This is a genomic window from Blastococcus saxobsidens, assembly GCF_002938435.1.
GTDB lineage: Bacteria > Actinomycetota > Actinomycetes > Mycobacteriales > Geodermatophilaceae > Blastococcus > Blastococcus saxobsidens.
Genome location: NZ_POQT01000038.1, coordinates 25,349 through 47,131, shown reverse-complemented (window position 1 = coordinate 47,131; position 21,783 = coordinate 25,349). Strand labels below are relative to the sequence as shown.

The following is a 21,783-nucleotide window of genomic DNA, read 5'->3' as shown; positions in this document are numbered from 1 at the left end:
CTCCGCCGCCACGATCTGCTCCAGCAGCGCCGCCGCCTCCGACGCGCTGCGCCGGGCCGGCAACCAGGCGCTCAACGGCTCGATACACGGCGACGGATCCGGATCCATCAGCTCCCACGGCGAGGGCCACCGGGTCCACCGGCAGCACGGTCACCCCGACCGCGAACCCGCCACCCGACGACATACCCGCAGGCTAGGGAGGGGGTACGACAGTTCCCGGAACGAGGCGACCCTCGCCCTCCCGACCTCCGGCCACGGCCGGTCATCCGCGCATGTCGTCCAGGGGGCGGGGCTCCGCTACGACGGCCAGGAAGATCCGGTACCCGCTCAGCTCCGCCTGCAGGTGCCTCGCCAGCCGCACCGGCATCGGGCTGCCCGGCCGGAGCTCCCTCGGAGGACCCATCCGCGCGAAGGGTCGTGCTCCCAGCCCTCTTGCCACGCGCGCAACCTCTCGGCGAGCCCGCTGGACACGCCCATGGCCAGCAGCTCCTCGGCCCCCACGTTCCCGGAGTGCTGGCTGTCGGGACCGTGCCAGACCGGCACCTCGACGCCGTACTCGGGCATCAGCGTCAGTCCCGGCAGCGGCTCCGCCGCCTCCTCCGCGCGCACCGCCGCAGTGTGCCGCGCGTCGCGGCGGCCGTCAGCGGGTGGTGCGCGGGGTGGCCGGGTGCGCGCCGGCGGTGACCAGGTCGGCCACGGCCTGGCGGGCGTCCCGGGCGGTGACGAGACCCTCGCCGACCAGGACGGCGTCGGCCCCGGCCGCGGCGTAGCTGATCAGGTCGTGCGGGCCGCGGACGCCGGACTCGGCGACCTTCACGACCTCCGACGGGAGCCCCGGGGCGATCTTCTCGAAGCTCGACCGGTCGACCTCGAGCGTGGTGAGGTCGCGGGCGTTGACCCCGATGACCGACGCACCCGCTGCCATGGCCCGGTCGGCCTCGGCCTCGGTGTGCACCTCGACCAGCGCGGTCATCCCGAGGGACTCCACCCGCTCCAGCAGCCCGACGAGCACGTTCTGCTCCAGCGCCGCCACGATCAGCAGGACGACGTCGGCGCCGTGCGCCCGGGCCTCGTGGACCTGGTAGCTGCTGACGATGAAGTCCTTGCACAGCACCGGGACGTCGACGACCGCCTTCACGGCCGTGAGGTCCGCGTGCGAGCCGCCGAAGCGGCGGCGCTCGGTGAGCACGGAGATGACCCGCGCGCCGCCGGCGGCGTACTGGCGGGCCAGCTCGGCGGGGTCGGCGATGTCGGCCAGGTCGCCCTTGCTGGGGCTCCGGCGCTTCACCTCGGCGATCACGCCGACGCCGGGGGCACGCAGCGCGGCGAGGGCGTCGAGCGCCGGGCGGGCCGCCTGCGCGGCGGCCTTCACCTCGTCGAACGGTGTGACGCCCTCACGGGCGGCCAGGTCGGCGCGGACACCGGCGACGATCTCGTCGAGCACGTTCACGACGCGGTCCCACTCTCGAGTGAGGTCCGGTGGTCGCTCATCGGCACCACTCCCTCTCGCACGTCGGTCCCCTCCGGGGCGGCTCGTCGACCCACTCTAGAAGGGCCACTTCCGGCCCCCGGCCCGGGGGCCGGAAGTGCCGATCCAACGCCGTTCCGCTATAGGGGGTCACCGCTGCGGGCAGGCGGGGGCGGCTCGGTCGGGTCCTCGCCGCGGTCGAGGGCCTTCCAGGCGTCCTGGGCGCGGTCCTCGTCGGTGCGCGGACGCGCCGGCGTCGCCGTCGTCGCCGTCCGCTCGTACCGGCGTCCCATGGCCGGCCAGGTCCGTCCCCGCACGGCGGTCAGCAGGCCGACGACGAGCGCGAGCAGGCCCGCCAGCAGCGACAGCGCCGGCCAGACCGGCGAGACGTCGACGGCCGTCGAGACGACGCTGCTGCCGGTCAGGCCCGGCAGGTCGGCCGCGGCGTCGGCCACTCCCCCGGCGAGCACGCGGACGCCGGACCACACCAGCGCGCCACCGGCAGCCGCCGTCACCAGCCCGACGGCGGCGCGACCGGCGCCGCGGACGGCGAGCAGCGCCACGGCCGCCGCCAGCAGGACGAGCCCCGCCGCCGTCGCCAGCGGTGCGACGTCGCCACCGGACAGCGCGGCGGACACCGGCGGCAGGGGGGAACGGCGCTCGGCGGTGACGTCGGCCCAGCGCTGGCCCGAGGCCGAGAGCACGAGCGCCCCGGCCACCAGGCAACCCAGCACCGCGCCCGTCAGCTCCCGCCGGGCACCGTCGCTCACGGCAGCTCCCGCAGGCTCTCCGCCGTCGCGATGGCCGACAGCACGGCCCGGGCCTTGTGCCGGGTCTCAGCCTCCTCCGTCGCCGCGTCGCTGTCGGCCACGACGCCCGCGCCGGCCTGGACGTACGCCCGCCCCTCGTGCAGCACGGCGGTGCGGATGGCGATCGCCATGTCCATGTCGCCGCTGGCGTCGACGTAGCCGACGGTGCCCGCGTAGAGCGCCCGCCGGGTCGGCTCCAGGGACTCGATGATGGTCATCGCGCTCGGCTTGGGCGCGCCCGAGACGGTGCCGGCGGGGAAGGTGGCGTCGAAGACGTCGAGCGCGTCGCAGCCGGGGCTGACCTCGCCGGCGACGGTCGACACCAGGTGCATCACGTGGCTGTAGAGCTCGACCCGCATGAAGTCGGGCACCTCGACGCTGCCCGGCACGCAGACGCGTCCCAGGTCGTTGCGCGCCAGGTCGACCAGCATCACGTGCTCGGCGCGCTCCTTGGGGTCGGCCAGCAGGCCCTCGGCCAGCCGCAGGTCCTCCTCCTCGGTCGCACCCCGGGGGCGCGTGCCGGCCGGCGGGTGCACGACGGCGGAGGAGCCGGTCACGGTGACCAGCGCCTCCGGCGAGGAGCCGACCACGTCGAACGGCGTCTCCCGGCCGGCGAACCGCAGCAGGTACATGTACGGCGAGGGGTTGGTCGCGCGCAGCACCCGGTAGAGGTCCAGCGCCTCGACGTCGGTCTCCAGCTCGAACCGCTGCGCGAGCACCACCTGGAACGCGTCACCGGCGCGGATGTGCTCGCGCACCCGCTCGACGCCGGCCTCGTACTCCCCCGGGGCGAGGTTGCTGCGCACCTCCGGGGCGTCGGCCCGCTCGAACACCGCGACCCCGGGCGCGCCGGCCGCGGTGAGGGCAGCCGTCATCTCGTCGAGCCGGGCGACGGCGTCGTCGTACCCCTGCTCGCTCGCGCCGCCGAGCACGTTGGCGATCAGCAGGACCGAGCCGTCGCTGTGGTCCAGGACGACGAGGTCGGTCACCAGCATCATCGCCAGCTCGGGCATGCCCAGGTCGTCGGCGCTGGTCTCCGGCAGCCGCTCCAGCCGCCGGACGACGTCGTAGCCGAGGTAGCCCACCAGGCCGCCGGTGAGCGGCGGGAGCCCCTCCCGGCGCGGGCTGCGCAAGCGGCGGGCCAGCACGCGGACGGCGTCCAGCGGATCGGTCGGCAGGTCGTCGGTGAGGCCGGGCACGGACTCGCCCAGCCACTGGGTGCGGCCGTCGCGCTCGGTCAGGACGCCCGCGCTGCGCACGCCGACGAAGCTGTACCGGGCCCAGCGCTTGCCCTGCTCGGCAGACTCCAGCAGCACGGTCCCCGGCCGGTTGCCGGCCAGCGCCCGGTAGATGCCGACGGCGGTCTGCCCGTCGGCCAGGAGCCGGCGGGTCACCGGGACGACCGGTCCCTCGGCGGCCGCGAACTCCTCGCGGCCCGGGCTGGTGGTCCCGAACCTCATGACCGCTCCCCCGCCACCGCGGGCAGGGCCCGGAAGAAGCAGCTGCGCTCGCCGGTGTGGCAGGCGGCGCCCTCCTGGTCGACGACCACGAGCAGGGCGTCGCCGTCGCAGTCCACGCGCACCTCGCGCACCCACTGGCGGTTGCCGGAGGTCTCGCCCTTCACCCAGTACTCGCCGCGGCTGCGCGACCAGTACGTGGCCCGGCCGGTCGTGAGCGTGCGCCGCAGCGCCTCGTCGTCCATCCAGGCGACCATGAGCACCTCGCGGGTGTCGTGCTGCTGGACGACCGCGGCGACGAGACCGGCCGGGTCCCGGGAGAGCAGTTCGGCGACCTGCGGGTCGAGCGCGGGTTCGGGGGGCGGAACGGCGGACATGCCGCCAGTGTGCCGTGCGGGCCGCTCAGCCCTGCGGGGCGGTGAACCAGCGCCGTCCGGTGCCGATCAGCAGCAGTCCCAGCGCCACCAGCGGGAGCGCGGAGAAGAACAGCGCGAACACGCCGAGCACCCCGCCGATCCCCTCGGCCGCCGCGGCCGGACCGAGGAGGTCGCCCAGCCGCATCAGCCAGTACAGCGCGAGGCCCACCTGGATGGCGTGCGCCGCGATCACGGTGAGGAAGGCGACCCGGGAGCGCCGGGTCAACGCCAGGATGCCGCCGACGACGAGCAGCACGACCGTGCCGAGCTGGATGATCGAGAGGGTGGAACCCAGCCGGGTGAACTCGTGGGCCATGGCCGGGGCGGCGCCGGGGTTCTGCTCGACCGCCAGGCCGGCGATCGACGCGAAGAACCAGACGTACAGCGACGCGATGGTCACCAGGGCGCCCTGCACGAAGCTGAGCACCGCGGCGCCGACCACCTGCCCGGGACGCTGCGGTCCGCGCGGGCGGGTGGCCCACGCCGGCGGCCCGTAGGGCGGGTAGGGCGGCGGAGGTCCGTAGGGCGGGCCGTGGGGGACGCCGTAGGGGGCGGGCGCTCCGTACGGCGCGGGCGGGGCCCAGCCGTACGACGGGCCGTAGCCGGGCGGGGGCGCGGTGGGCGGCGGCCCGGCGTACCCGGGCTCGGCCTGGGTCGACGGATCGGCCCAGGGATCGCGGGGTGCGCTCACAGGGCCGCCGCGAGTGCCCGGCCGGCCGTCCGTCCGCTGAACAGGCAGCCGCCGAGGAAGGTGCCCTCCAGCGACCGGTAGCCGTGCACGCCGCCACCGCCGAAGCCGGCCACCTCGCCGGCCGCGTACAGGCCGGGGAAGACCTCGCCGCCGGGGCGCAGCACCCGGCCGGAGAGGTCGGTCTCCAGACCGCCGAGGGTCTTGCGGGTGATGATGGTGAGCCGCACCGCGATGAGCGGCCCGGCCTCCGGGTCCAGGATCCGGTGCGGCTGCGCCACCCGGATCAGCTTGTCGCCGAGGTAGTTCCGCGCCGCACGCATCGCGTTGATCTGCATGTCCTTGCCGAACTCGTGCGCGATCTCGCGGTCGCGGGCGACGATCTCCCGCTCGATCCGGGCCAGGTCCAGCTCCGGGGTGCCGCCGGTGATCCGGTTCATCCCGGCGACCAGCTCGGGCAGGGTGCGGGCGACGACGAAGTCCTCGCCCTTGTCGAGGAAGGCCTTCACCGGCGCTGCCATGCCGGCCTTGACCCGGGTGGCGAGCAGCCGGACGTCCTTGCCGGTGAGGTCGGGGTTCTGCTCGGAGCCGGAGAGGCCGAACTCCTTCTCGACGATCTTCTGGGTCGCGATGAACCAGGTGTGCTCGTGGCCCGTGGTCCCGATGTGGGCGAGGGTGCCGAGCGTGTCGAACCCGGGGAACAGCGGCACCGGGAGGCGGTTGCCGGTCGCGTCGAACCACATCGACGAGGGGCCCGGCAGGATCCGGATGCCGTGCTGGGCCCAGACCGGCGAGTGGTTGGCGATGCCCTCGGTGTAGTGCCACATCCGGTCGCTGTTCACCATGCTCGCGCCGGCCGCCACGGTGGCCTGCTGCATGTGGCCGTCGACGTGCGCGGGCACGCCGGAGAGCATCCGCTGCGGTGCAGGGCCCAGGCGGGCGGGCCAGTTCTGCCGGACCAGCTCGTGGTTGCCGCCGATGCCGCCGGAGGTGACGACGACGGCCTGCGCGGCGATCTCGAACTCGCCGACCCCGGTGCGCGAGCTGGCCTCGCCGCGGGCGACCTCGCTGGGCTCCAGGACCGAGCCCCGCACGCCGGTGACCGCGCCCCCGCTGACGACGAGGTCGGAGACCCGGTGGCGGAAGCGCAGCTGCACGAGGCCGGCCTCCGCGGCGGCGCGCACCCGGCGCTCGAACGGCGCGACGATGGCGGGGCCGGTGCCCCAGACGATGTGGAAGCGGGGCACCGAGTTGCCGTGGCCGGTGGCGGTGTAGCCACCGCGCTCGGCCCAGCCGACGATCGGGAAGAAGCCGATGCCCTGCTCCTTGAGCCAGGAACGCTTCTCCCCTGCGGCGAACTGCAGGTAGGCCTCGGCCCACTGCCGGGGCCAGTGGTCGCTGTCCCGGTCGAAGCCGGCGGTGCCGAACCAGTCCTGCCGGGCGAGCTCGAGGGAGTCGTGCACCCGCAGCCGGCGCTGCTCCGGGGAGTCGACGAGGAACAGCCCGCCGAAGGACCACCAGGCCTGCCCGCCGAGGGACTGCTCGGGTTCCTGGTCGACCAGGATCACCCGCTTGCCGGCGTCGGCGAGCTCGGCGGTGGCGGCCAGGCCTGCCAGGCCGGCCCCCACCACGACGACGTCGGCCTCGAAGCTGTCGGGGTGCGCGCTCACACCAGGGACGCTAGCGGGCACGGCGGGTGGCGCGCGTCCCCCCTGCCGGGCGAGTTGCCCGGCGGCACCCGGGCGCTCAGCGGCCGGCGCGCGCCGCGCGCCGCGCGGCCACCCACCGGCGCACCCCCGGCAGGACCGCCAGCACGAGGGTGAGCAACGGCAGCACGAGCGCCAGCTCGAGGAGGCCGCCACCGCCCCAGCCACCCGAGACGTAGCCGACGCCCGCCAGCGCGGCCAGCACGCCGGAGAACAGCGCGAGCACCAGCCAGGAGCGGCCGATCAGCAGCAGCACCGCCCCGACCACCAGCCCCACCACGAGGACCACCGGCACGAGGACGACCGCCCAGCCCCCACCCTCGAACCGGCCGCCGGAGAACGCGAGGGCGAGCAGCGCGATGAGCGCGGGCAGCGCGGCGCTGAGCAGCCCCAGCACGGTGGCGGCGACCGCCGCTCCGGGCGGCGTCCGGCGGGTCGTCTCGGTGGGATGCACGGGCGCAGCGTAGGGCCGCGCCGTCAGGCCACCGGCTCCGGCTCGCCCGCTGAGGACCGGCGCCACGAGGCGTGCAGCCGCGCGTAGGGGCCGTCGGCGTCCACCAGCTCGGCGTGCGTGCCCCGCTGCACCACGTGGCCGGCGTCGACGACCAGCACCTCGTCGGCCCGCTCGGCGGTGGACAGCCGGTGGGCGATGGTGAGCGTCGTCCGGCCGGCGGTCAGGGTGTCCAGCGCGCGGGTGAGGCGCTGCTCGGTGGCCGGGTCGACCGCGCTGGTCGCCTCGTCGAGCACCAGCAGGTGGGGGTCGGCGACGTAGGCACGCGCGACGGCGACCAGCTGCCGCTCCCCCGCCGACAGCGACTCGCCCCGCTGGCCGACCGGCGTCGACACCCCGGCCGCCAGGCCCTGCACCCAGTCGGTGAGCCCGAGCTCGTCGAACGCGGTGGACACCTCGGCGTCGGTCATGCCGGGCCGCCCGTAGCGCACGTTCTCGGCCACCGAGGCGTCGAAGAGGAAGCCGTCCTGCGGGACCATGACCACCCGCGACCGCAGCGACGAGAAGGCGACGTCGGCCAGCGGGACCCAGCCGGCGGCGTCCGAGCCGAGCAGCACCCGGCCCTCCACCGGGTCCATCAGCCGGGTGACCAGCTTGGCGAGGGTCGTCTTGCCCGAGCCGGTCTCGCCCACGATCGCCACCCGGCTGCGCGGCTCGATGGTCAGGTCGACGCCGTCGAGCGCCGGTCGCGCCCCGGGCGCGTAGCGGAAGGCGACCGACTCGAACCGGACGCCCAGCGGACCGTCCGGCAGCTGCCGGGCACGCCCCGGGGTGGCCACGGCCGGGTCGCGGACGTCGGGCTCGGTGTCCAGCACGTCCAGCACCCGCCGGAACCCGGCCACGGCGTTCTGCGCCTCGTTGAGCACCTCGCTGGCGGTCTGCACCGGCGCGACGAACAGCGTGACGAGGAAGAGGAACGCGACCAGCGTGCCCGGGGTGATGTCGCCGGCCAGACCGAGCAGGACGCCGACCACGACCACGGCGGCGTTGGCCAGCGCCGCGACGAACTCCCCGCTGACGAAGATCGCCGCGGTGACCTTCTGCGCGTCGACCTGCGCCCGGTAGTGCCGGTCGATCGCCGCGTCGATCCGGGCGGCGGTGCGGGCCCGCACGCCGTAGGCGCGCACCGTCGGGGCACCGACGACCGACTCGGCGACGGCGGCCAGCACGTCGCCGACCCGGGCCCGGACCACGCCGTAGACGCGGACCAGCCGCCGCGCGAAGGCCCGGATCGCGATCGCCAGCGGCACGAAGCAGACCAGGACCAGCAGGGTCAGCTGCCAGGAGTAGACGCTCATGACCACGGTGGCGACGACGAGCTGACCGACGCTCACCAGGCCGAGCACGCCGCCCCACTGCATGAACACAGACAGCTGGTCGACGTCGCTGGTCACGCGCGAGACCAGCGACCCGCGCCGCTCGCCCTGCTGGTGGAGCACCGACAGGTCGTGGACGTGGCGGAAGGCGCGCACCCGCAGGCCGGCGAGCGCGGTCTCCGTCGTCCGGAAGAGCCGGACGTTCATGCGGTAGACGGCGACGGCGGTGAGCACGACGACGAGCGCGCAGACCAGGACGAGGTTGCGGACGAGGTCGAGGTCGGCGCCGCCGTCGCTCAGTCCGCGGTCGATGACCTGCTGGACGGCGATCGGCACGACGACCCGGCCGGCCGTGGCGGCCAGGGCGAGGGCGAAGGTGGCGGGCAGGCCGCGGCGGAACTCCGGCATCATGCGCAGCCCGCGGCGCAGCGTGGCCATGCTGCCCTCGGTGCGCTCCCCGGTCGCCGCGAGGCTCACGCCGGCACCTCCTCGACCTGTGAGTAGGCGCGGACCAGGGCGGTGTACCCGGGCACCTGGGCGAGCAGCTCGTCGTGACTGCCCCGGGCGACGGCCCGGCCGTCGGCCAGCCACACCACCTCGTCGGCCAGGGCGATCGTCGCCTGGCGGTAGGCGACCACGACGACCGTCGTCGGCGTCTCGCTGCCGCGCAGCGCGTCGAGGATGCGGGCCTCGACCGAGGGGTCGACGGCGCTGGTGGCGTCGTCGAGGACCAGCAGCCGGGGCTTGCGGACGACGGCCCGCGCGAGCGCCAGCCGCTGCCGCTGCCCACCGGAGAGCGAGGCGCCGCGCTCCCCCACCTGGGTGTCCAGCCCCTCGGGCAGGGCGGCGACGAACTCGTCGGCAGCCGCCACGCGCAGCGCCGCCCAGACCTCGTCGTCGGTGTAGGGGCCGCCCAGGGTGACGTTGTCACGCACGGTGTCGTCGAAGAGGAAGGCGCTCTGGGCGACGAAGGCGGCCTGGCCGCTGACCTCGCCCTCGCGCAGGCGGCGGACGTCGACGCCGTCGAGCAGCACCTCGCCGTCGGTCGGGTCGACCAGGCGCACGAGCAGCCCGGCGAGCGTCGACTTCCCCGAGCCGGTCGGGCCGACGACCGCGACGGTGCGCCCGGCGGCCACGTCGAAGGTGACCCCCTGCAGGGTCGGGCGGTCGGTGCCGTCGAAGGCGAACCCCACCTCGCGCAGCGCGACGCCGGCCCCGCCGGCGTGCGCGGTCGCGGCGTCGGCGCCGTGCGGCGTCTCGCCGGTGGCCTCCAGCACCGGGGTGACCCGGTCGAAACCGGCCAGCGCCCGGGGCAGGTCGGCCAGCACCCAGCCGATGGCCCGGATGGGCAGCGCGAGCAGGGTGAACAGGTAGGCGATGGAGACGAGGCTGCCGGCGTCGGTGGTGCCGTCGGCGACCCGGCCGGCGCCGATCAGCAGCACGGCGAGGGTGCCCAGGTTGGGCAGCGCCTCCATCATCGGGTCGAACAGCCCACGCACGCGGCCGACGGCGACCAGGCCGTCGCGCAGCTCCTCGGCGCGGGCGCCGAAGCGGGTGGTCTCGCTGTCCTCGCGGCCGAGGGTCTTCACCACCAGCCCGGCGTCGAAGCTCTCGTGGGCGATCTCGCTGACCTCGGCGCGCAGCTGCTGGGCCCGCTGCATGCGCGGGCTCATGACCTGCGAGTACACGACGTTGGCCACGAAGACGAGCGGGAAGACGACCAGCCCGACCAGGGCCAGCAGCGGGTCGGTGAGCACCAGCGCGACGCTGGTGATGACGATCATGACCAGCGCCCCGCAGGCGAAGGGCAGCGGCGCGACGAAGAACCAGGACGCCTCGACGTCGGAGTTCGCGTTGGACAACAGCTGGCCGGTCGGGTGCCGCTGGTGCCACGACAGCGGCAGCCGCAGGTACTGGCCGGTGACGCGGCGGCGGTACTCCGCCTGCAGCCGGAAGCTCATGACGCCGGCGAACAACCGCCGTCCGACGATGCCGACGATCTTGAGGACGGCGACGCCGAGGATGGCCAGTGCGGCGAGGGTGAGCGCGGCTGCGGTCGTGACGCCGTCCTCGAAGGACGGCAGCAGCACCCGGTCGGTGATCTCGCCGATGACCCAGGCGCTGGCGACGGTCATGGCGCCGTAGAGGCTGCTGGCCACCAGGGCGAGAGTGAACATGCCCGGCTGCTCGCGCACGGCCCGGCCGATGTGGCGGAGCCCGCGTCGCACGACGGCGTCTCGGCGGCGGGACACGGAACTCCTCGGGGTCGGGGCCCGTCCAGCATGACCGTCGGTCGTCAGACCGCTGAGCGGGCCTGCGGACCAACACCGCCCGGCGCCGTCTTCTTCCTGGCCCGGGCGCGGCGACGTGACGCAGGTCGCAACCGACGGCCGGTCCGCTCGTTACCGGGACATGAGCAGAGCGCCACTCCCCGTCGCGTGCGCCACGATGGTCGCCCTGTCCACCATCGCGCTCGGCCAGCCCGCGGCCGCGACCGGCGACGGGAAGCCGCGGCAGGGTGCCGGGTCGGCATCGCTGCCGTCGGTGACCAGCGGCGCCCGCCCGGGACCCGACGTCCTGTACGCCCCGCCGCCCCGCGCGCCGCAGCTGGAGAACCGCGACCCGCGGTTCCGTGCCGCGCCGTTGCTGGTGTCCGGGCACGAGGCCTACGTGGGTGGCGAGTACGTCTACCAGGACCACCTCTACGACGACTACGGCGCCGACACGGACGGCCAGGGCGGCAGCTCGCTGTCCGAGCGGGCCGGTGACATCACCTACCCGACCGACGCCGGCCGCTACGGGGGCAACGCCGCCGACCTGGTGGAGTTCCGGATCGCACCGGAGCGCGACCGGGTGTCCTACCGGTTCACGCTGAACACCCTGCTGCAGGCGGACTCGACGATCCTCACCGTCGCCTTCGACACCGACCGGGACGCCGTCACCGGCACCGCCACGCTGCCCCGCGACCCCGGGGCACCGTTCCCCGGCACCGACGAGGTGCTCACGGTCTGGGGCAGCGGCGCCGAGCACAGCTCCTTCGCGTCCGACGGCACGCTGCGGGCCACCCGCGCCGTGGAGGTCCGCACCGACCTCGAGGCCAACCAGCTCACGGTCACGGTGCCGCGCGACGTCAGCGACCCGTCCGGCACCTGGCGCGCGACGCTGGCGACGGGGCTCCACGACCGGGCGACCGGCGGCTGGCTGCGTCCGCAGCCCGCGGCCACGGCCGACACCCCCGGTGGCGCCGGACCGCTGGCCCCCGCCCCCAACGGGATCTTCAACCTCGGCTTCCGCTTCGACGAGCCCGTGACCGGGGCGAACACCCCGCCGGACACCGCGCAGGCCCCGGCACTGACCCGGGACGAGCCCACGCGCCACGCCCGGGACATCGACTTCGCCGCGCTCGCCGCCCGGCGGGACCGCACCACGGTGCCGGCGACCGGCACGACGATCCGGATCTTCCCGAGCCGGCTGCAGCTGGGCGAGGGCCGGGACCTGGACGGCGGCTTCCCGCAGTACCACGGCCAGCTGCAGCCCTACAGCCTCTACGTGCCGTCGGGCTACCGGCCCGGGCAGCCGGCCGGCTTCACCCTCGCCCTGCACTCGCTCGGCCAGCAGCACTGGCAGTACAACGGCTCGACGGGCATCCAGCAGATCGGCGAGGCGCGCCAGGACATCGTGGCCACCTCGCTGTCCCGCGGGCCGGACGGCTGGTACCAGCACGAGGCCGAGTACGACGTCTTCGAGATGTGGAACGACGTCGCGCGGCACTTCTCCCTCGATCGGGACCGGACGGCGATCAGCGGCTACTCCATGGGCGGGTACGCCACCTACCGGCTCGGCACGCTCTACCCCGACCTGTTCGGCCGCGCGTTCACCGCCGTCGGCCCGCCCGGTGACGGGATCTGGGTGCCGCCGGCGGCGCCCACCGGGGGCGTCGAGACGCTGTCCAACCTGTGGCTGGAGAACGCCCGCAACCTGCCCTACCTCAACGTGGCGGCGGGTGCGGACGAGCTCGTGCCGATCGTCGGGCCGCGGGCGCAGAACCTCGGCGCCCCGGAGGTGGGGGTGGGCGGTTTCGAGCAGCTGGGCTACCGGTACCGCTTCGTCGTCGTGCCGGCCGCCGAGCACTTCACCCTCGCCGTGCGCGGCTACGACATCCCGATCGCGACGCAGTTCCTCGGCGAGTCAAGGGTCGACCGGAATCCGCACCACGTCTCGTTCGGCTACGTGCCGGCCGCCGACGACGCCGCGCTCGGCCTGGTCCACGACCACGCCTACTGGGTGTCCGGGGTCCGGCCCGGGTCCACCGCGCCCGGTGCCGGGACCGGCGGCTCCCTGCCGGCCAAGGCGCTGGTGGACGCGTTCAGCCACGGCTTCGGCCGGGGGGACGCCCCCAGCACCCCGGGCACCGGCGCCGGCGTCGTCGGCGGTGCGCTGCCCTACACCGAGGTCAACCGCTCGTGGGGCCCCGAGCCGGAGAGGCCGGTGGCCAACCGGCTGGACCTGCGGCTGACCAACGTCGGGAGCGCGTCGATCGACCTCGCGCGGGCCCGGCTCGACCCGGAGCGGGAGCTGACCGTCGTCACCACCGCGGACCGGGACGGCACCGTGCGGCTGGCCGGGCACTTCCCCGACGGCACCCGGGTGCTGCGCGACGGCCGCCCGGTGGAGGCGATCGTGGACCGCACCGGGCTCGTGCTGCCGGTCGTGGCCGGCGAGCACACCTACACCGTTCAGGGGGGTTCGGCGGGGCGCTGACCGGCGGCCGGGTGCGGCGGGTGGTGCTCCTCGGTAACTTCGCCCGATGAACGCCACGCCGCCGTCCCTGCCCGATCGCGAACGATCGGCGCTGGCCGACCTGCTGGACGAGCTGGGGCCCGACGCACCCACGTGCTGCGCGGGGTGGACCACCGCCCACCTCGCCGCGCACCTCGCCGTCCGGGACCGCCGGCCCGACGCCCTGCCCGGCTACGGGCTGGAGATGCTCCCCGGGGGCCAGCGGCTGGCCGGGTGGTCGCACCGCCTGGAGGACCGGCTGCGCACCTCCACCCCCTACGCCGAGGTGGTGCGGCAGGTGCGCACGGGGCCGCCGTCGTGGTCCCCGATGGCCCTGCCGGCCGCGGCGAAGGCGTTCAACGTGGCCGAGTTCGCCATCCACCACGAGGACGTCCGCCGTGCCCAGCCGGGCTGGGAGCCGCGGCGGCTGTCGCGGGAGGAGCAGGACCAGCTGTGGTCGGGCATGGCGCTCCACGCCCGCCGCGCCGCCGGCAGACGTGGCCTCGCGCTGCGCCGCAGCGACGTGGCCGGTGTCGAGCGGCGCCTGGGTGCCGGTGGTCGCACGGTGACCGGTGAGCCGCTGGAGCTCATGCTGTGGGTCTCCGGCCGCCGGGACGTCGCCCGCGTGGAGGTCGCGGTCAGCTGAGCGGGGTGTCCGCCTCGTGGCGGACCGGGACGCCGGCGGCGGCGAGCCCGGCCTTCACGTCGCCGACGCGCAGCTGGCCGAAGTGGAAGACGCTGGCGGCCAGCACGGCGTCGGCCCCGGCCTCGACGGCGGGCGGGAAGTGCTCGACCGCCCCCGCTCCCCCGCTGGCGATCAGCGGCACGTCGACCGCGCGGCGCGCCATCCGGATGAGGTCGGTGTCGAAGCCGGCGCGGGTGCCGTCGGCGTCCATGGAGTTGAGCAGGATCTCCCCGACCCCGAGCTCGGCGGCCCGTACGCACCACTCGACGGCATCGCGGCCGGTGCCCCGGCGGCCGCCGTGCGTGGTGATCTCGTAGCCGGAGTCGGTGACGGCGCCGGCGCGCACGTGCCGGGCGTCCAGCGACAGCACCAGCACCTGGTTGCCGAAGCGGTGCGCGATCTCGGCGATCAGCTCGGGCCGGGCCACGGCGGCGGTGTTGACCGCGACCTTGTCGGCGCCGGCGCGCAGCAGGCGGTCGACGTCCTCGACGCTGCGCACGCCCCCGCCGACGGTGAGCGGGATGAACACGCTCTCGGCGGTGCGGCGGACGACGTCGTAGGTCGTCTCCCGGTTCCCGGAGCTGGCGGTGATGTCCAGGAAGGTCAGCTCGTCGGCACCCTCGGCGTCGTAGACCCGGGCCATCTCCACCGGGTCGCCGGCGTCGCGCAGGTCGACGAAGTTCACGCCCTTCACGACCCGGCCGGCGTCGACGTCCAGGCACGGGATGACGCGGACCGCCAGACTCACGCCGGCACCCCGCGGACCGCGTCGGCCTCGATCTCCACCAGCATCGCCGGGTCGATCAGCGCGGACACCTGCACCATCGTGGTGGCCGGCCGGATGTCGCCGAACACCTCGCCGTGCGCCCGGCCGACCTCCTCCCACCGGGAGATGTCGGTGACGAACATCCGGGTCCGGACGACGTCGTTCAGGGTGAAGCCCGCGCGCTCGAGGGAGCGCTCGATCGTCGCCAGGATGTGCCGCGTCTGGGCGGCGGCGTCACCCGGGTGCGCGACCGTTCCGTCGACGACGGCCGTCGTCCCGCTGACCCAGGCGGTCTCCCCGCGGACGACGACCCGGCTGTAGCCGACGGTCGCCTCCCACGGGGCCCCCGAGCCCAGCCGGATGACGCTCATGCGAGCTCCTCCGTGATCCTCAGCGCCTCCGGGAGCGTGAAGGCACCGGCGTAGAGCGCCTTGCCGACGATGGCCCCCTCGACGCCGATGGCGGTGAGCCCGGCGAGCGCGCGGATGTCGTCCAGCGAGCTCACGCCGCCGGAGGCGACGACGGGTCGCGGCGTGGCGGCGCAGACCTCGCGCAGCAGATCCAGGTTCGGGCCGCGGAGCGTGCCGTCCTTGGTGATGTCGGTGACCACGTAGCGGGCGCAGCCCTCGGCGTCGAGACGGGCGAGGGTCTCGTAGAGCTCCCCGCCCTCCTTGGTCCACCCGCGCGCGGCCAGCCGGGTGCCGCGCACGTCCAGCCCGACGGCGATCCGGTCGCCGTGCTCGGCGATGGCGCGGGCGCACCACTCCGGCGACTCCAGGGCCGCGGTGCCCAGGTTCACCCGGCGGCAGCCGGTGGCCAGGGCTGCGGCCAGCGACTCGTCGTCCCGGATCCCGCCGGACAGCTCGACGTCGACGTCCAGCTCACCGACGACGCGGGCCAGCAGCTCGCGGTTGGTCCCACGGCCGAACGCGGCGTCGAGGTCGACCAGGTGCACCCACTCGGCGCCGTCGCGCTGCCACTGCATCGCGGCCTCGAGGGGGTCACCGTAGGAGGTCTCGCTCCCGGCCTCCCCCTGCACCAGACGGACGGCCTGGCCGTCGGCGACGTCGACGGCGGGGAGCAGCTGCAGCTTCGGCACGGGGTCCAGCCTAGGGACCGGCTCCGCGGTGCCCGGCGTCAGCTCCCGTCGCGTGCGCTGGCCCGGCTGGGCCGGGCCGCCTGACCCCGCCCGCGGGGTGACAGGCTGGCGGCGTGGAGTTCGCCGACGTCGTCCGCCGTCGCCGCATGGTGCGCGACTACGACCCCGTCCGCCCGGTGCCCCCGGAGGTGCGCGAGCGCCTGCTGGAGCACGCCATCCGGGCGCCGTCGGCGGGGTTCAGCCAGGGCTGGGCGTTCCTCGTCCTGGAGACGCCGGAGGAGCGCGACCGCTTCTGGTCGGCCACGACCTCCGACGGCGCCCCCGACGGCTGGCTGACCCGCATGCGCCGCGCACCTCTGCTGGTCGTGCCGCTGGCCAACAAGTCCGCCTACCTCGACCGCTACGCCGAGCCGGACAAGGGCTGGACCGACCGGGACGAGGCGCGCTGGCCGGTGCCCTACTGGGACGTCGACGCGGGCATGGCCAGCCTGCTGGTGCTGCTCACCGCGGTCGACGAGGGGCTGGGCGCCTGCTTCTTCGGCGTCCCCGCCGAGCGGGTGACCGCCTTCCGCGCCGCGTTCGGCGTGCCCGAGGAGTACCGGCCCGTGGGCTGCGTGTCGGTCGGCTACCCGGGTGGCGAGGACCGCCGGTCGCCGTCGCTGCGCCGTGGCCGGCGCGGGGTCGAGGAGGTCGTGCACCACGGCCGGTGGTGAGTCGCGGCGCTCAGCCCAGGTCGGTGGTGGCGGTGACCAGCACCAGGTCCGAGCCGTGCGCGCCGGCCACGTCGACGCCCTCGGGGCGCGGCTCGTGGCCGGGCAGCCCCGTGAGCCCGTCGACGGCATCGGTCACGCGCAGCCGCACCGGCCCGTCGCCCTCCACCGACAGGGCCACCTGCAGCCCGTCCGCCGGGGGCGCGTGGAAGGTGACCCGCAGCGAGCCGCCGCCCACGGCCGTGTCGGGCAGCGCCCGCCCGCCGATGCGGCCGCGCATCACGGTGCCGGCGTCGACGGTGACGGTCAGGTCGACCAGCCGGACGTCCTCGCGCCGGGGCCGCACGCGCAGGCTGAGCTCCCGCCGTCCACCCAGCTCCTCGTCGGAGAGCACGGTGACCTCCGGTGCCGGCAGGGCGGCCGCCTCCGCCGGTCCGGTGAGCACGTCCCGCCCGGCCAGGTACGGGTAGTCGGACCCGAGCGTCCCGGGCCCGTCGACGAAGCGGCCGGTCCACTCCCCCGGCGTCGTCTCGGTGCTCACCCACCGCGCCTCGCCCCGGTCGGCGTCGAGCAGGTAGGCCAGCCGGGACGGGACCGGGTGGGCGGCGTCGAACCGGTCGACCGTCAGCCCGGCGAACGCGCAGGCCGCGGCCAGGACGACCGCCGTCGCGGGGACCGCGACCGCGGCCGGCGCGGTCCGCCGCGACGGGTCCGCCTCGGGGTCGGGGAACAGCAGCTCGGCCGCCGGCAGCAGCGCCAGCGCCGCCAGGACGACGACGACCGAGGGCGCCGCGGCCTGCGAGAGCCCCAACGCCGGGAAGAACAGTGCCGCCGTGGGCGCGAGGACGAGCACCGCCGCGGCGCCGGTGAGCAGCGCGGCGAGGACCTGCACCGCCCGGGACCGGGCCAGCGCGGCGAGGATGCCGGTGAGCGCCCCGACCAGCGCCGGCCACGCCGCCAGGTAGGAGCCGCCGGGTGCGACGGCGGCCAGGACCACCGCGAGCACGGCGAGCCAGACCAGCGCGCCGGCCGCGAGCGGCGCCGGGCCCACCCGGCGGCGCAGCAGCGCGTACCAGACCAGGACGACGGCGAGCACGACCGCGACGGCGGCCAGCCGGAACCAGCCCGGGCGCCACGGGTCGAGCATGCCGGCGTACCCGGGGCGCACCGCGACGAGCGCCGCCCACATCCCCTGGGCGGCCAGCGGGGCCAGCGCGAGCGGGACCAGTGCCAGCAGCGCCGCCCCGCCGGTCCGGCGCAGCGAGCTGGTCCCTCGGGCGCGCAGGGTGAGCGCCAGGCCGGCGACGGCGACGAGCGCGGCTGCGGCCAGCGGCCACACGGCGGTGCCGGGATAGCGCACCAGCGACCCGGGCAGCGGGAAGTACGTGGCGTCCTCGGCGGCCGGCCGGGCCAGCGCCGCCAGGTCCCGGTCGCCCAGCTCCCGGGCCAGGGCGAGGGCGTTGTCGCCGAGGGCCTGCAGGGTGCGCCGGTCGAGCCGCTCGGGGGTGTCCTGCGGTGAGTGGTAGCCGGCGGCGCCGTCGATGAAGGCGGTGTTCATGCCGGCGAAGTCGCCGTCGTCGAGCAGCACGCTGAAGTCGGTGTCGTTCGGCAGCGCCCGGTAGACCTCGACGGCGAAGCTGCTCGCCACCGGGTGCGGCGCCGCCTCGGCGAAGACGGCCGCCAGGTCGGCGTTGCGCGGCGACGTCTCGAACATGATGGGCGGGCCGCTGGTGCCGCGGGCCTCGAAGTTCAGCACCACTCCCCCGCCGGCCAGCGGGTGCGAGGCGGCGAACGCCTCGGCGCCGCACAGGCACGCCTCCTCGGCGTCGGTGAGGACGACGACGACGTCGTTGCTCAGCCGCGGCCCGGCCGTCAGGGCCCGCACCGACTCCAGGAGCGCGGCGACGCCGGCGGCGTCGTCCGCGGCGCCGGGCCCGGCATCGGCGGAGTCGTGGTGCGCCATCAGGTAGAGCCGGCCGGTGGGGTCGGCCCCGGGGAGGACGCCGACGACGTTGCGCACCCGGGCCATGCGGATCTCGCCCGCACCGCCCTCGCGCACGCCGACGGCGTTCTGCACGCGGGTGTCCAGGCCCAGCCCGGTCAGCGTGGCGACCAGATCCTCGACCACCCGGTCGTTCTCGGGGCTGCCGGTCACGTGGACGTCGGCCGCGATGCGCTGGACGTGGGCGAACGCCCGGGCGGCGCTGAACTCGCCGGCGGGCGCGTCAGCGGGGCGCGGGTCCGGGGGCTGCAGACCCACCACGGTCCAGGCGGCCAGGCCCAGCAGCAGCACCGCGACGACGAGACCGGCGAGCCGACCGGGCCGGCCGGTCAGGTCGGTGCGGTCGCTCCGACTGCTCTGGGTGGCCTGCCCGGTCCGGGTGGCCTGGCTGCTCCGGCGGGAACGCTCGGCGGGCACACCGACCTCCTGGGGACACCGGGACAGGTTCCGGTGACCCTAGGTGAGCATCATCCCGATGCCGGGCAGGCTGGCCCGGACGTCAGCGGAGAGTGCCGAGCCAGTTGGTGAGCAGCTGCGCGCCGGCGTCGCCGCTCTTCTCCGGGTGGAACTGGGTGGCCGACAGCGCGCCGTTCTCCACGCCGGCCACGAACCGGTCGCCGTGCTCGGCCCAGGTGACCTTCGGAGGCGCCAGGGGCGACCTGCCGCCGTCGGAGCCCAGCGGGAACTCGCGGACCCCGTAGGAGTGCACGAAGTAGAAGCGCTGGTCCTCGAGCCCGGCGAACAGCGTGCTGCCGGGAGCCGCCTGCACGGTGTTCCACCCCATGTGCGGCAGGACGGGGGCCTTCAGCTGCTCGACGACGCCGGGCCACTCGCCGCAGCCCTCGGCGTCCACGCCGTGCTCCACGCCCCGCTCGAACAGGATCTGCATGCCGACGCAGATGCCGAGCACCGGGCGCCCGCCGGCGAGGCGGCGGCCGATGATGCGCCGTCCCTGGACGGCGTCCAGGCCGGTCATGCAGGCGGCGAACGCGCCGACGCCCGGGACGACGAGCCCGTCGGCCGCCAGGGCCACGTCCATGTCGGAGGTCACCGTCACGTCCGCGCCGACGCGGGACAGCGCCCGCTCGGCCGACCGCAGGTTGCCCGACCCGTAGTCGAGAACCGCCACCTTCTTCACGCCTGCCACGGTACCGACCAGCACGGGAAGGCCCGGTTGTGTTCCCGTCCCGCCTCTCGACGTCGCTCCCGCGCCAGCCCTCGAGCGGCCGTCGCCGACGGCGTCAACGCCTCCGTCGAATCTGTGGACAGGCAGCTGGAGCTGGGCTTTCGTGCTGCCGGACGGCTCGACGGGCGGTAGTATTCGAACGTATGATCGAACCGGTGGGAGGTGTCGTGGAGCAGCTGGACGTAGCACTCGACGTGCTCGCCGCCGAGCGGATCGAGGGCCTGTTCGGCCCGGCGCTGCTGGAACGCCTGGCCCCGCTGCTGGCGATGCAGAACCGGCTGGCCGCCGAGCTGGCGCGCACGGTGCGGCAGTGCGAGCTGGCCGGCTCCACCGAGCACGACGGCAAGGCCTCGATGGCCTCCTGGCTGCGCGGGCACGGCCGGCTGTCGGCGGCCGCGGCCAACCAGCTGGTCCGCAACGGCCGCACCCTCGCCCAGCTGCCGGCCGTGGCCTCGGCGGCGGCCCGCGGAGACGTGAGCCCGGAGGCGGTGTCGGCGATCGCGCCGGTCGTGGCGCCGGAGAACCTGGCCGCCGCCCACGCCCAGGGCGTCGACCTGCCCGGCGTCGATGCGACCCTCGCCGAGGTCGCGGCCACCCGCCCGCACGCCGAACTCCGGCAGGTCGTGAACCACTACCTCACCCGCCTGGACCCCGACGGCCCCGAACCCGACCCCACCGAACAGCGGTCGCTGACCATGGCCAAGCACGCCGACGGCAGCCTGTCCTTCCGCGGCGAGCTCGACGCCGTCGGCGGGGAGAAGTTCCAGGCCGCGCTGGAATCCATCCTGCAGGCCTCCCGCCCCGCCGGGGACACCCGCACCCGCGCCCAGCAGTCCGCCGACGCCCTCGTCCAGCTGTGCGACAACGCACTCGCCGCCGGCAACCTGCCGATCCTGCGCACCCAGAAACCCCACGTCGTGGTCCGCGTGGACCTGCAAGACCTGGTCGACCCCGCCACCGGACCCGGCGCCGCCCAGACCGGCTTCGGCACCCTGATCTCCGCCGCCCGGGCCCGCTGGCTGGCCTGCGACGGCGGCATCAACCGCATCGTCATCGGCCCCGACGGCCAGATCCTGGACTACGGCCGCCGCCAGCGGGTCTCCCCGCCCCAGCTGCGCCGCGCCATCGACTACCGCGACCGCGGCTGCGGCGTAGTTGAGTGTGCAGAGCACCGGCTGCGACGCCCCCGCCCACTGGTGCGACGTCCACCACCTCCTGCACTGGATCGACGGCGGCCAGACCAACCTCGAGAACTCCGCCCTGTTGTGCGAACGCCACTCGCACGTTGGTGCACCACGGCTTCCGGGTGGAACGACAAACCGACGGCCGGTGGCGCACCTGGCGCCCCGACGGCACCGAGATCCTGGTCCTGCCCCGCATCCCCGACCGGACCACGAGGTCACGAGCAGGCTGACTCGCACTTTCAGTCGGTCGGCCCGTCCCACGGCACGACGGTGAGCTCGGGCCACTGCTGCTGCCAGCGCGCGGTCTTGGCCTCGTAGACGTGCCGGGGTGCCAGGCGCCGGTTGGGACGCACCACGAGCCCGAACAGGTCGTCGTAGCCGTGCGGTGCGTAGACCTCGACCGCGCCGGCGGTGTCCACGCGGACGCCGTAGCAGCAGCAGACTGCGGCGAAATGGTCGATGGCGTCGGCGCAGTCGCGGAACGGCGCGGCCGGGACCCCGAACCGCTGCTCGTACCAGAGGTGCACGCGGGCCTCGTTGCGGATCTCCACCGGCACCGGCAGGTCGGCGAACAGCACCGCCCCGGCCCGGATGACCGCGTCCTCCGCCGCCCAGGAGGTGTCGGCGTCGAAGTAGAAGAAGTCGGCGTCGCGGATGCCGGTGCCCGCCGGTTGACCGGTGAGCTCGTTCCACACGGTCTGGAAGAGCACCCCGGCGGTGAGCCACGAGTCTGGCAGCCCGAGGGCCGGTGCCCGTTCGAGCACCGCCCGGACGGTCGGATCGGTGGTGACCAGGGCGAGGAAGCGCTCCTCCTCCGCCGCGCTCACACGAGGTAGAGGATGCCCGACACGCTGGCCAGCAGAGCCGCCGTCAGCAGGATGACCGCGAAGACCACCTGCGGGCCGGTGCGCCCCTCGGTGTCGGAGTCCGCACGCCAGATGCTCCAGGCGCCGCCGAGGAGGAAACCGCCCAGCAGGAGCAGGACCAGACCGAAGTCCACC

The 21,783-nt window shown here is 75.3% G+C and carries 21 protein-coding genes; 4 read left to right on the top strand and 17 right to left on the bottom strand.

Features of this window, described 5'->3' with window-relative positions:
• Nucleotides 1-262: 262 nt before the first annotated feature.
• From C5507_RS22475 to C5507_RS18585, 10 genes are all read right to left on the bottom strand, one after another.
• Nucleotides 263-403 (bottom strand): hypothetical protein, encoded by a 141-nt coding sequence (locus C5507_RS22475; protein ID WP_158657644.1) that lies wholly within the window; start codon nucleotides 401-403, stop codon nucleotides 263-265.
• 237 nt (nucleotides 404-640) lie between these two features.
• Complete coding sequence (gene trpC / locus C5507_RS18625; RefSeq protein WP_104530001.1) at nucleotides 641-1,450, bottom strand: indole-3-glycerol phosphate synthase TrpC; 810 nt, start codon at nucleotides 1,448-1,450, stop codon at nucleotides 641-643.
• Between the two features lie 158 nt (nucleotides 1,451-1,608).
• Nucleotides 1,609-2,238 carry a Trp biosynthesis-associated membrane protein gene (locus C5507_RS18620; protein WP_104530000.1) on the bottom strand — a complete coding sequence of 210 codons (630 nt, stop codon included), beginning with the start codon at nucleotides 2,236-2,238 and terminating at the stop codon, nucleotides 1,609-1,611.
• Nucleotides 2,235-3,737 carry an anthranilate synthase component I gene (locus C5507_RS18615; RefSeq protein WP_104529999.1) on the bottom strand — a complete coding sequence of 501 codons (1,503 nt, stop codon included), beginning with the start codon at nucleotides 3,735-3,737 and terminating at the stop codon, nucleotides 2,235-2,237. The genes C5507_RS18620 and C5507_RS18615 overlap by 4 nt, the downstream gene beginning before the upstream one ends.
• Nucleotides 3,734-4,111 (bottom strand): phosphoribosyl-AMP cyclohydrolase, encoded by a 378-nt coding sequence (gene hisI, locus C5507_RS18610; RefSeq protein WP_104529998.1) that lies wholly within the window; start codon nucleotides 4,109-4,111, stop codon nucleotides 3,734-3,736. Before hisI ends, C5507_RS18615 begins: the two co-directional genes overlap by 4 nt.
• 25 nt (nucleotides 4,112-4,136) lie before the next feature.
• Nucleotides 4,137-4,841, bottom strand: coding sequence for a hypothetical protein (locus C5507_RS18605; RefSeq protein WP_104529997.1), 705 nt, complete (start codon nucleotides 4,839-4,841; stop codon nucleotides 4,137-4,139).
• Complete coding sequence (locus tag C5507_RS18600) at nucleotides 4,838-6,508, bottom strand: FAD-binding dehydrogenase (protein WP_104529996.1); 1,671 nt, start codon at nucleotides 6,506-6,508, stop codon at nucleotides 4,838-4,840. Before C5507_RS18600 ends, C5507_RS18605 begins: the two co-directional genes overlap by 4 nt.
• A gap of 76 nt (nucleotides 6,509-6,584) precedes the next feature.
• Nucleotides 6,585-6,998 (bottom strand): hypothetical protein, encoded by a 414-nt coding sequence (locus C5507_RS18595; protein WP_130504179.1) that lies wholly within the window; start codon nucleotides 6,996-6,998, stop codon nucleotides 6,585-6,587.
• 23 nt (nucleotides 6,999-7,021) lie between these two features.
• Nucleotides 7,022-8,848 carry an ABC transporter ATP-binding protein gene (locus tag C5507_RS18590; RefSeq protein ID WP_242610992.1) on the bottom strand — a complete coding sequence of 609 codons (1,827 nt, stop codon included), beginning with the start codon at nucleotides 8,846-8,848 and terminating at the stop codon, nucleotides 7,022-7,024.
• Nucleotides 8,845-10,623 (bottom strand): ABC transporter ATP-binding protein, encoded by a 1,779-nt coding sequence (locus C5507_RS18585; protein WP_207225680.1) that lies wholly within the window; start codon nucleotides 10,621-10,623, stop codon nucleotides 8,845-8,847. Before C5507_RS18585 ends, C5507_RS18590 begins: the two co-directional genes overlap by 4 nt.
• 160 nt (nucleotides 10,624-10,783) lie before the next feature.
• On the opposite strand from C5507_RS18585, the gene C5507_RS18580 reads away from it, so the two are divergent.
• Both C5507_RS18580 and C5507_RS18575 read left to right on the top strand, forming a co-directional pair.
• Nucleotides 10,784-13,132 (top strand): hypothetical protein, encoded by a 2,349-nt coding sequence (locus C5507_RS18580; protein WP_130504178.1) that lies wholly within the window; start codon nucleotides 10,784-10,786, stop codon nucleotides 13,130-13,132.
• A gap of 46 nt (nucleotides 13,133-13,178) precedes the next feature.
• On the top strand, nucleotides 13,179-13,796 hold the full coding sequence (locus C5507_RS18575; RefSeq protein WP_104529993.1) for a TIGR03085 family metal-binding protein: 618 nt from the start codon (nucleotides 13,179-13,181) through the stop codon (nucleotides 13,794-13,796).
• On the opposite strand, the gene hisF is transcribed toward C5507_RS18575, so the two are convergent.
• From hisF to priA, 3 genes are read right to left on the bottom strand one after another with little or no spacing between them, the layout of a single operon-like run.
• Nucleotides 13,789-14,583 carry an imidazole glycerol phosphate synthase subunit HisF gene (hisF, locus tag C5507_RS18570; RefSeq protein ID WP_104529992.1) on the bottom strand — a complete coding sequence of 265 codons (795 nt, stop codon included), beginning with the start codon at nucleotides 14,581-14,583 and terminating at the stop codon, nucleotides 13,789-13,791. The two genes, C5507_RS18575 and hisF, sit on opposite strands and share 8 nt — an antisense overlap.
• The gene (locus C5507_RS18565) at nucleotides 14,580-14,972 is read right to left on the bottom strand and encodes a RidA family protein (protein ID WP_104529991.1); all 393 of its coding nucleotides are present in this window, start codon (nucleotides 14,970-14,972) and stop codon (nucleotides 14,580-14,582) included. The genes hisF and C5507_RS18565 overlap by 4 nt, the downstream gene beginning before the upstream one ends.
• Entirely contained in the window at nucleotides 14,969-15,700 is a 732-nt protein-coding gene (gene priA / locus C5507_RS18560) for a bifunctional 1-(5-phosphoribosyl)-5-((5-phosphoribosylamino)methylideneamino)imidazole-4-carboxamide isomerase/phosphoribosylanthranilate isomerase PriA (RefSeq protein WP_104529990.1), read from the bottom strand. Before priA ends, C5507_RS18565 begins: the two co-directional genes overlap by 4 nt.
• Nucleotides 15,701-15,813: 113 nt before the next feature.
• On the opposite strand from priA, the gene C5507_RS18555 reads away from it, so the two are divergent.
• On the top strand, nucleotides 15,814-16,413 hold the full coding sequence (locus tag C5507_RS18555) for a nitroreductase family protein (protein WP_104529989.1): 600 nt from the start codon (nucleotides 15,814-15,816) through the stop codon (nucleotides 16,411-16,413).
• Nucleotides 16,414-16,423: 10 nt separating this feature from the next.
• On the opposite strand, the gene C5507_RS18550 is transcribed toward C5507_RS18555, so the two are convergent.
• Both C5507_RS18550 and hisH read right to left on the bottom strand, forming a co-directional pair.
• A complete protein-coding gene (locus tag C5507_RS18550; RefSeq protein ID WP_242610991.1) occupies nucleotides 16,424-18,829 on the bottom strand; it encodes a M20/M25/M40 family metallo-hydrolase in 2,406 nt (801 codons plus the stop codon).
• Nucleotides 18,830-18,911: 82 nt separating this feature from the next.
• Nucleotides 18,912-19,550: an imidazole glycerol phosphate synthase subunit HisH gene (hisH, locus tag C5507_RS18545; RefSeq protein ID WP_104530004.1), complete on the bottom strand. Its 639-nt coding sequence runs from the start codon at nucleotides 19,548-19,550 to the stop codon at nucleotides 18,912-18,914.
• Nucleotides 19,551-19,753: 203 nt separating this feature from the next.
• Between hisH and C5507_RS18540 the strand changes: the two genes are divergently transcribed.
• Nucleotides 19,754-21,100 carry a DUF222 domain-containing protein gene (locus tag C5507_RS18540; protein WP_346193788.1) on the top strand — a complete coding sequence of 449 codons (1,347 nt, stop codon included), beginning with the start codon at nucleotides 19,754-19,756 and terminating at the stop codon, nucleotides 21,098-21,100.
• Here the strand turns inward: C5507_RS18540 and C5507_RS18535 are convergent.
• Together C5507_RS18535 and C5507_RS22730 are read right to left on the bottom strand one after the other, a co-directional pair.
• Entirely contained in the window at nucleotides 21,022-21,609 is a 588-nt protein-coding gene (locus C5507_RS18535) for a nucleotidyltransferase family protein (RefSeq protein ID WP_104529988.1), read from the bottom strand. The two genes, C5507_RS18540 and C5507_RS18535, sit on opposite strands and share 79 nt — an antisense overlap.
• A complete protein-coding gene (locus C5507_RS22730; protein ID WP_165400430.1) occupies nucleotides 21,606-21,782 on the bottom strand; it encodes a hypothetical protein in 177 nt (58 codons plus the stop codon). The genes C5507_RS18535 and C5507_RS22730 overlap by 4 nt, the downstream gene beginning before the upstream one ends.
• Nucleotide 21,783: the final 1 nt, after the last annotated feature.

Excerpts from the sequence above, each read along its gene's own strand:
- C5507_RS22475 (WP_158657644.1), bottom strand. The coding sequence starts at position 403 with ATGGGTCCTCCGAGGGAGCTCCGGCCGGGCAGCCCGATGCCGGTGCGG.
- C5507_RS18615 (WP_104529999.1), bottom strand. The coding sequence starts at position 3,737 with ATGAGGTTCGGGACCACCAGCCCGGGCCGCGAGGAGTTCGCGGCCGCC.
- hisI (WP_104529998.1), bottom strand. The coding sequence starts at position 4,111 with ATGTCCGCCGTTCCGCCCCCCGAACCCGCGCTCGACCCGCAGGTCGCC.
- C5507_RS18580 (WP_130504178.1), top strand. The coding sequence starts at position 10,784 with ATGAGCAGAGCGCCACTCCCCGTCGCGTGCGCCACGATGGTCGCCCTG.
- C5507_RS18575 (WP_104529993.1), top strand. The coding sequence starts at position 13,179 with ATGAACGCCACGCCGCCGTCCCTGCCCGATCGCGAACGATCGGCGCTG.
- C5507_RS18565 (WP_104529991.1), bottom strand. The coding sequence starts at position 14,972 with ATGAGCGTCATCCGGCTGGGCTCGGGGGCCCCGTGGGAGGCGACCGTC.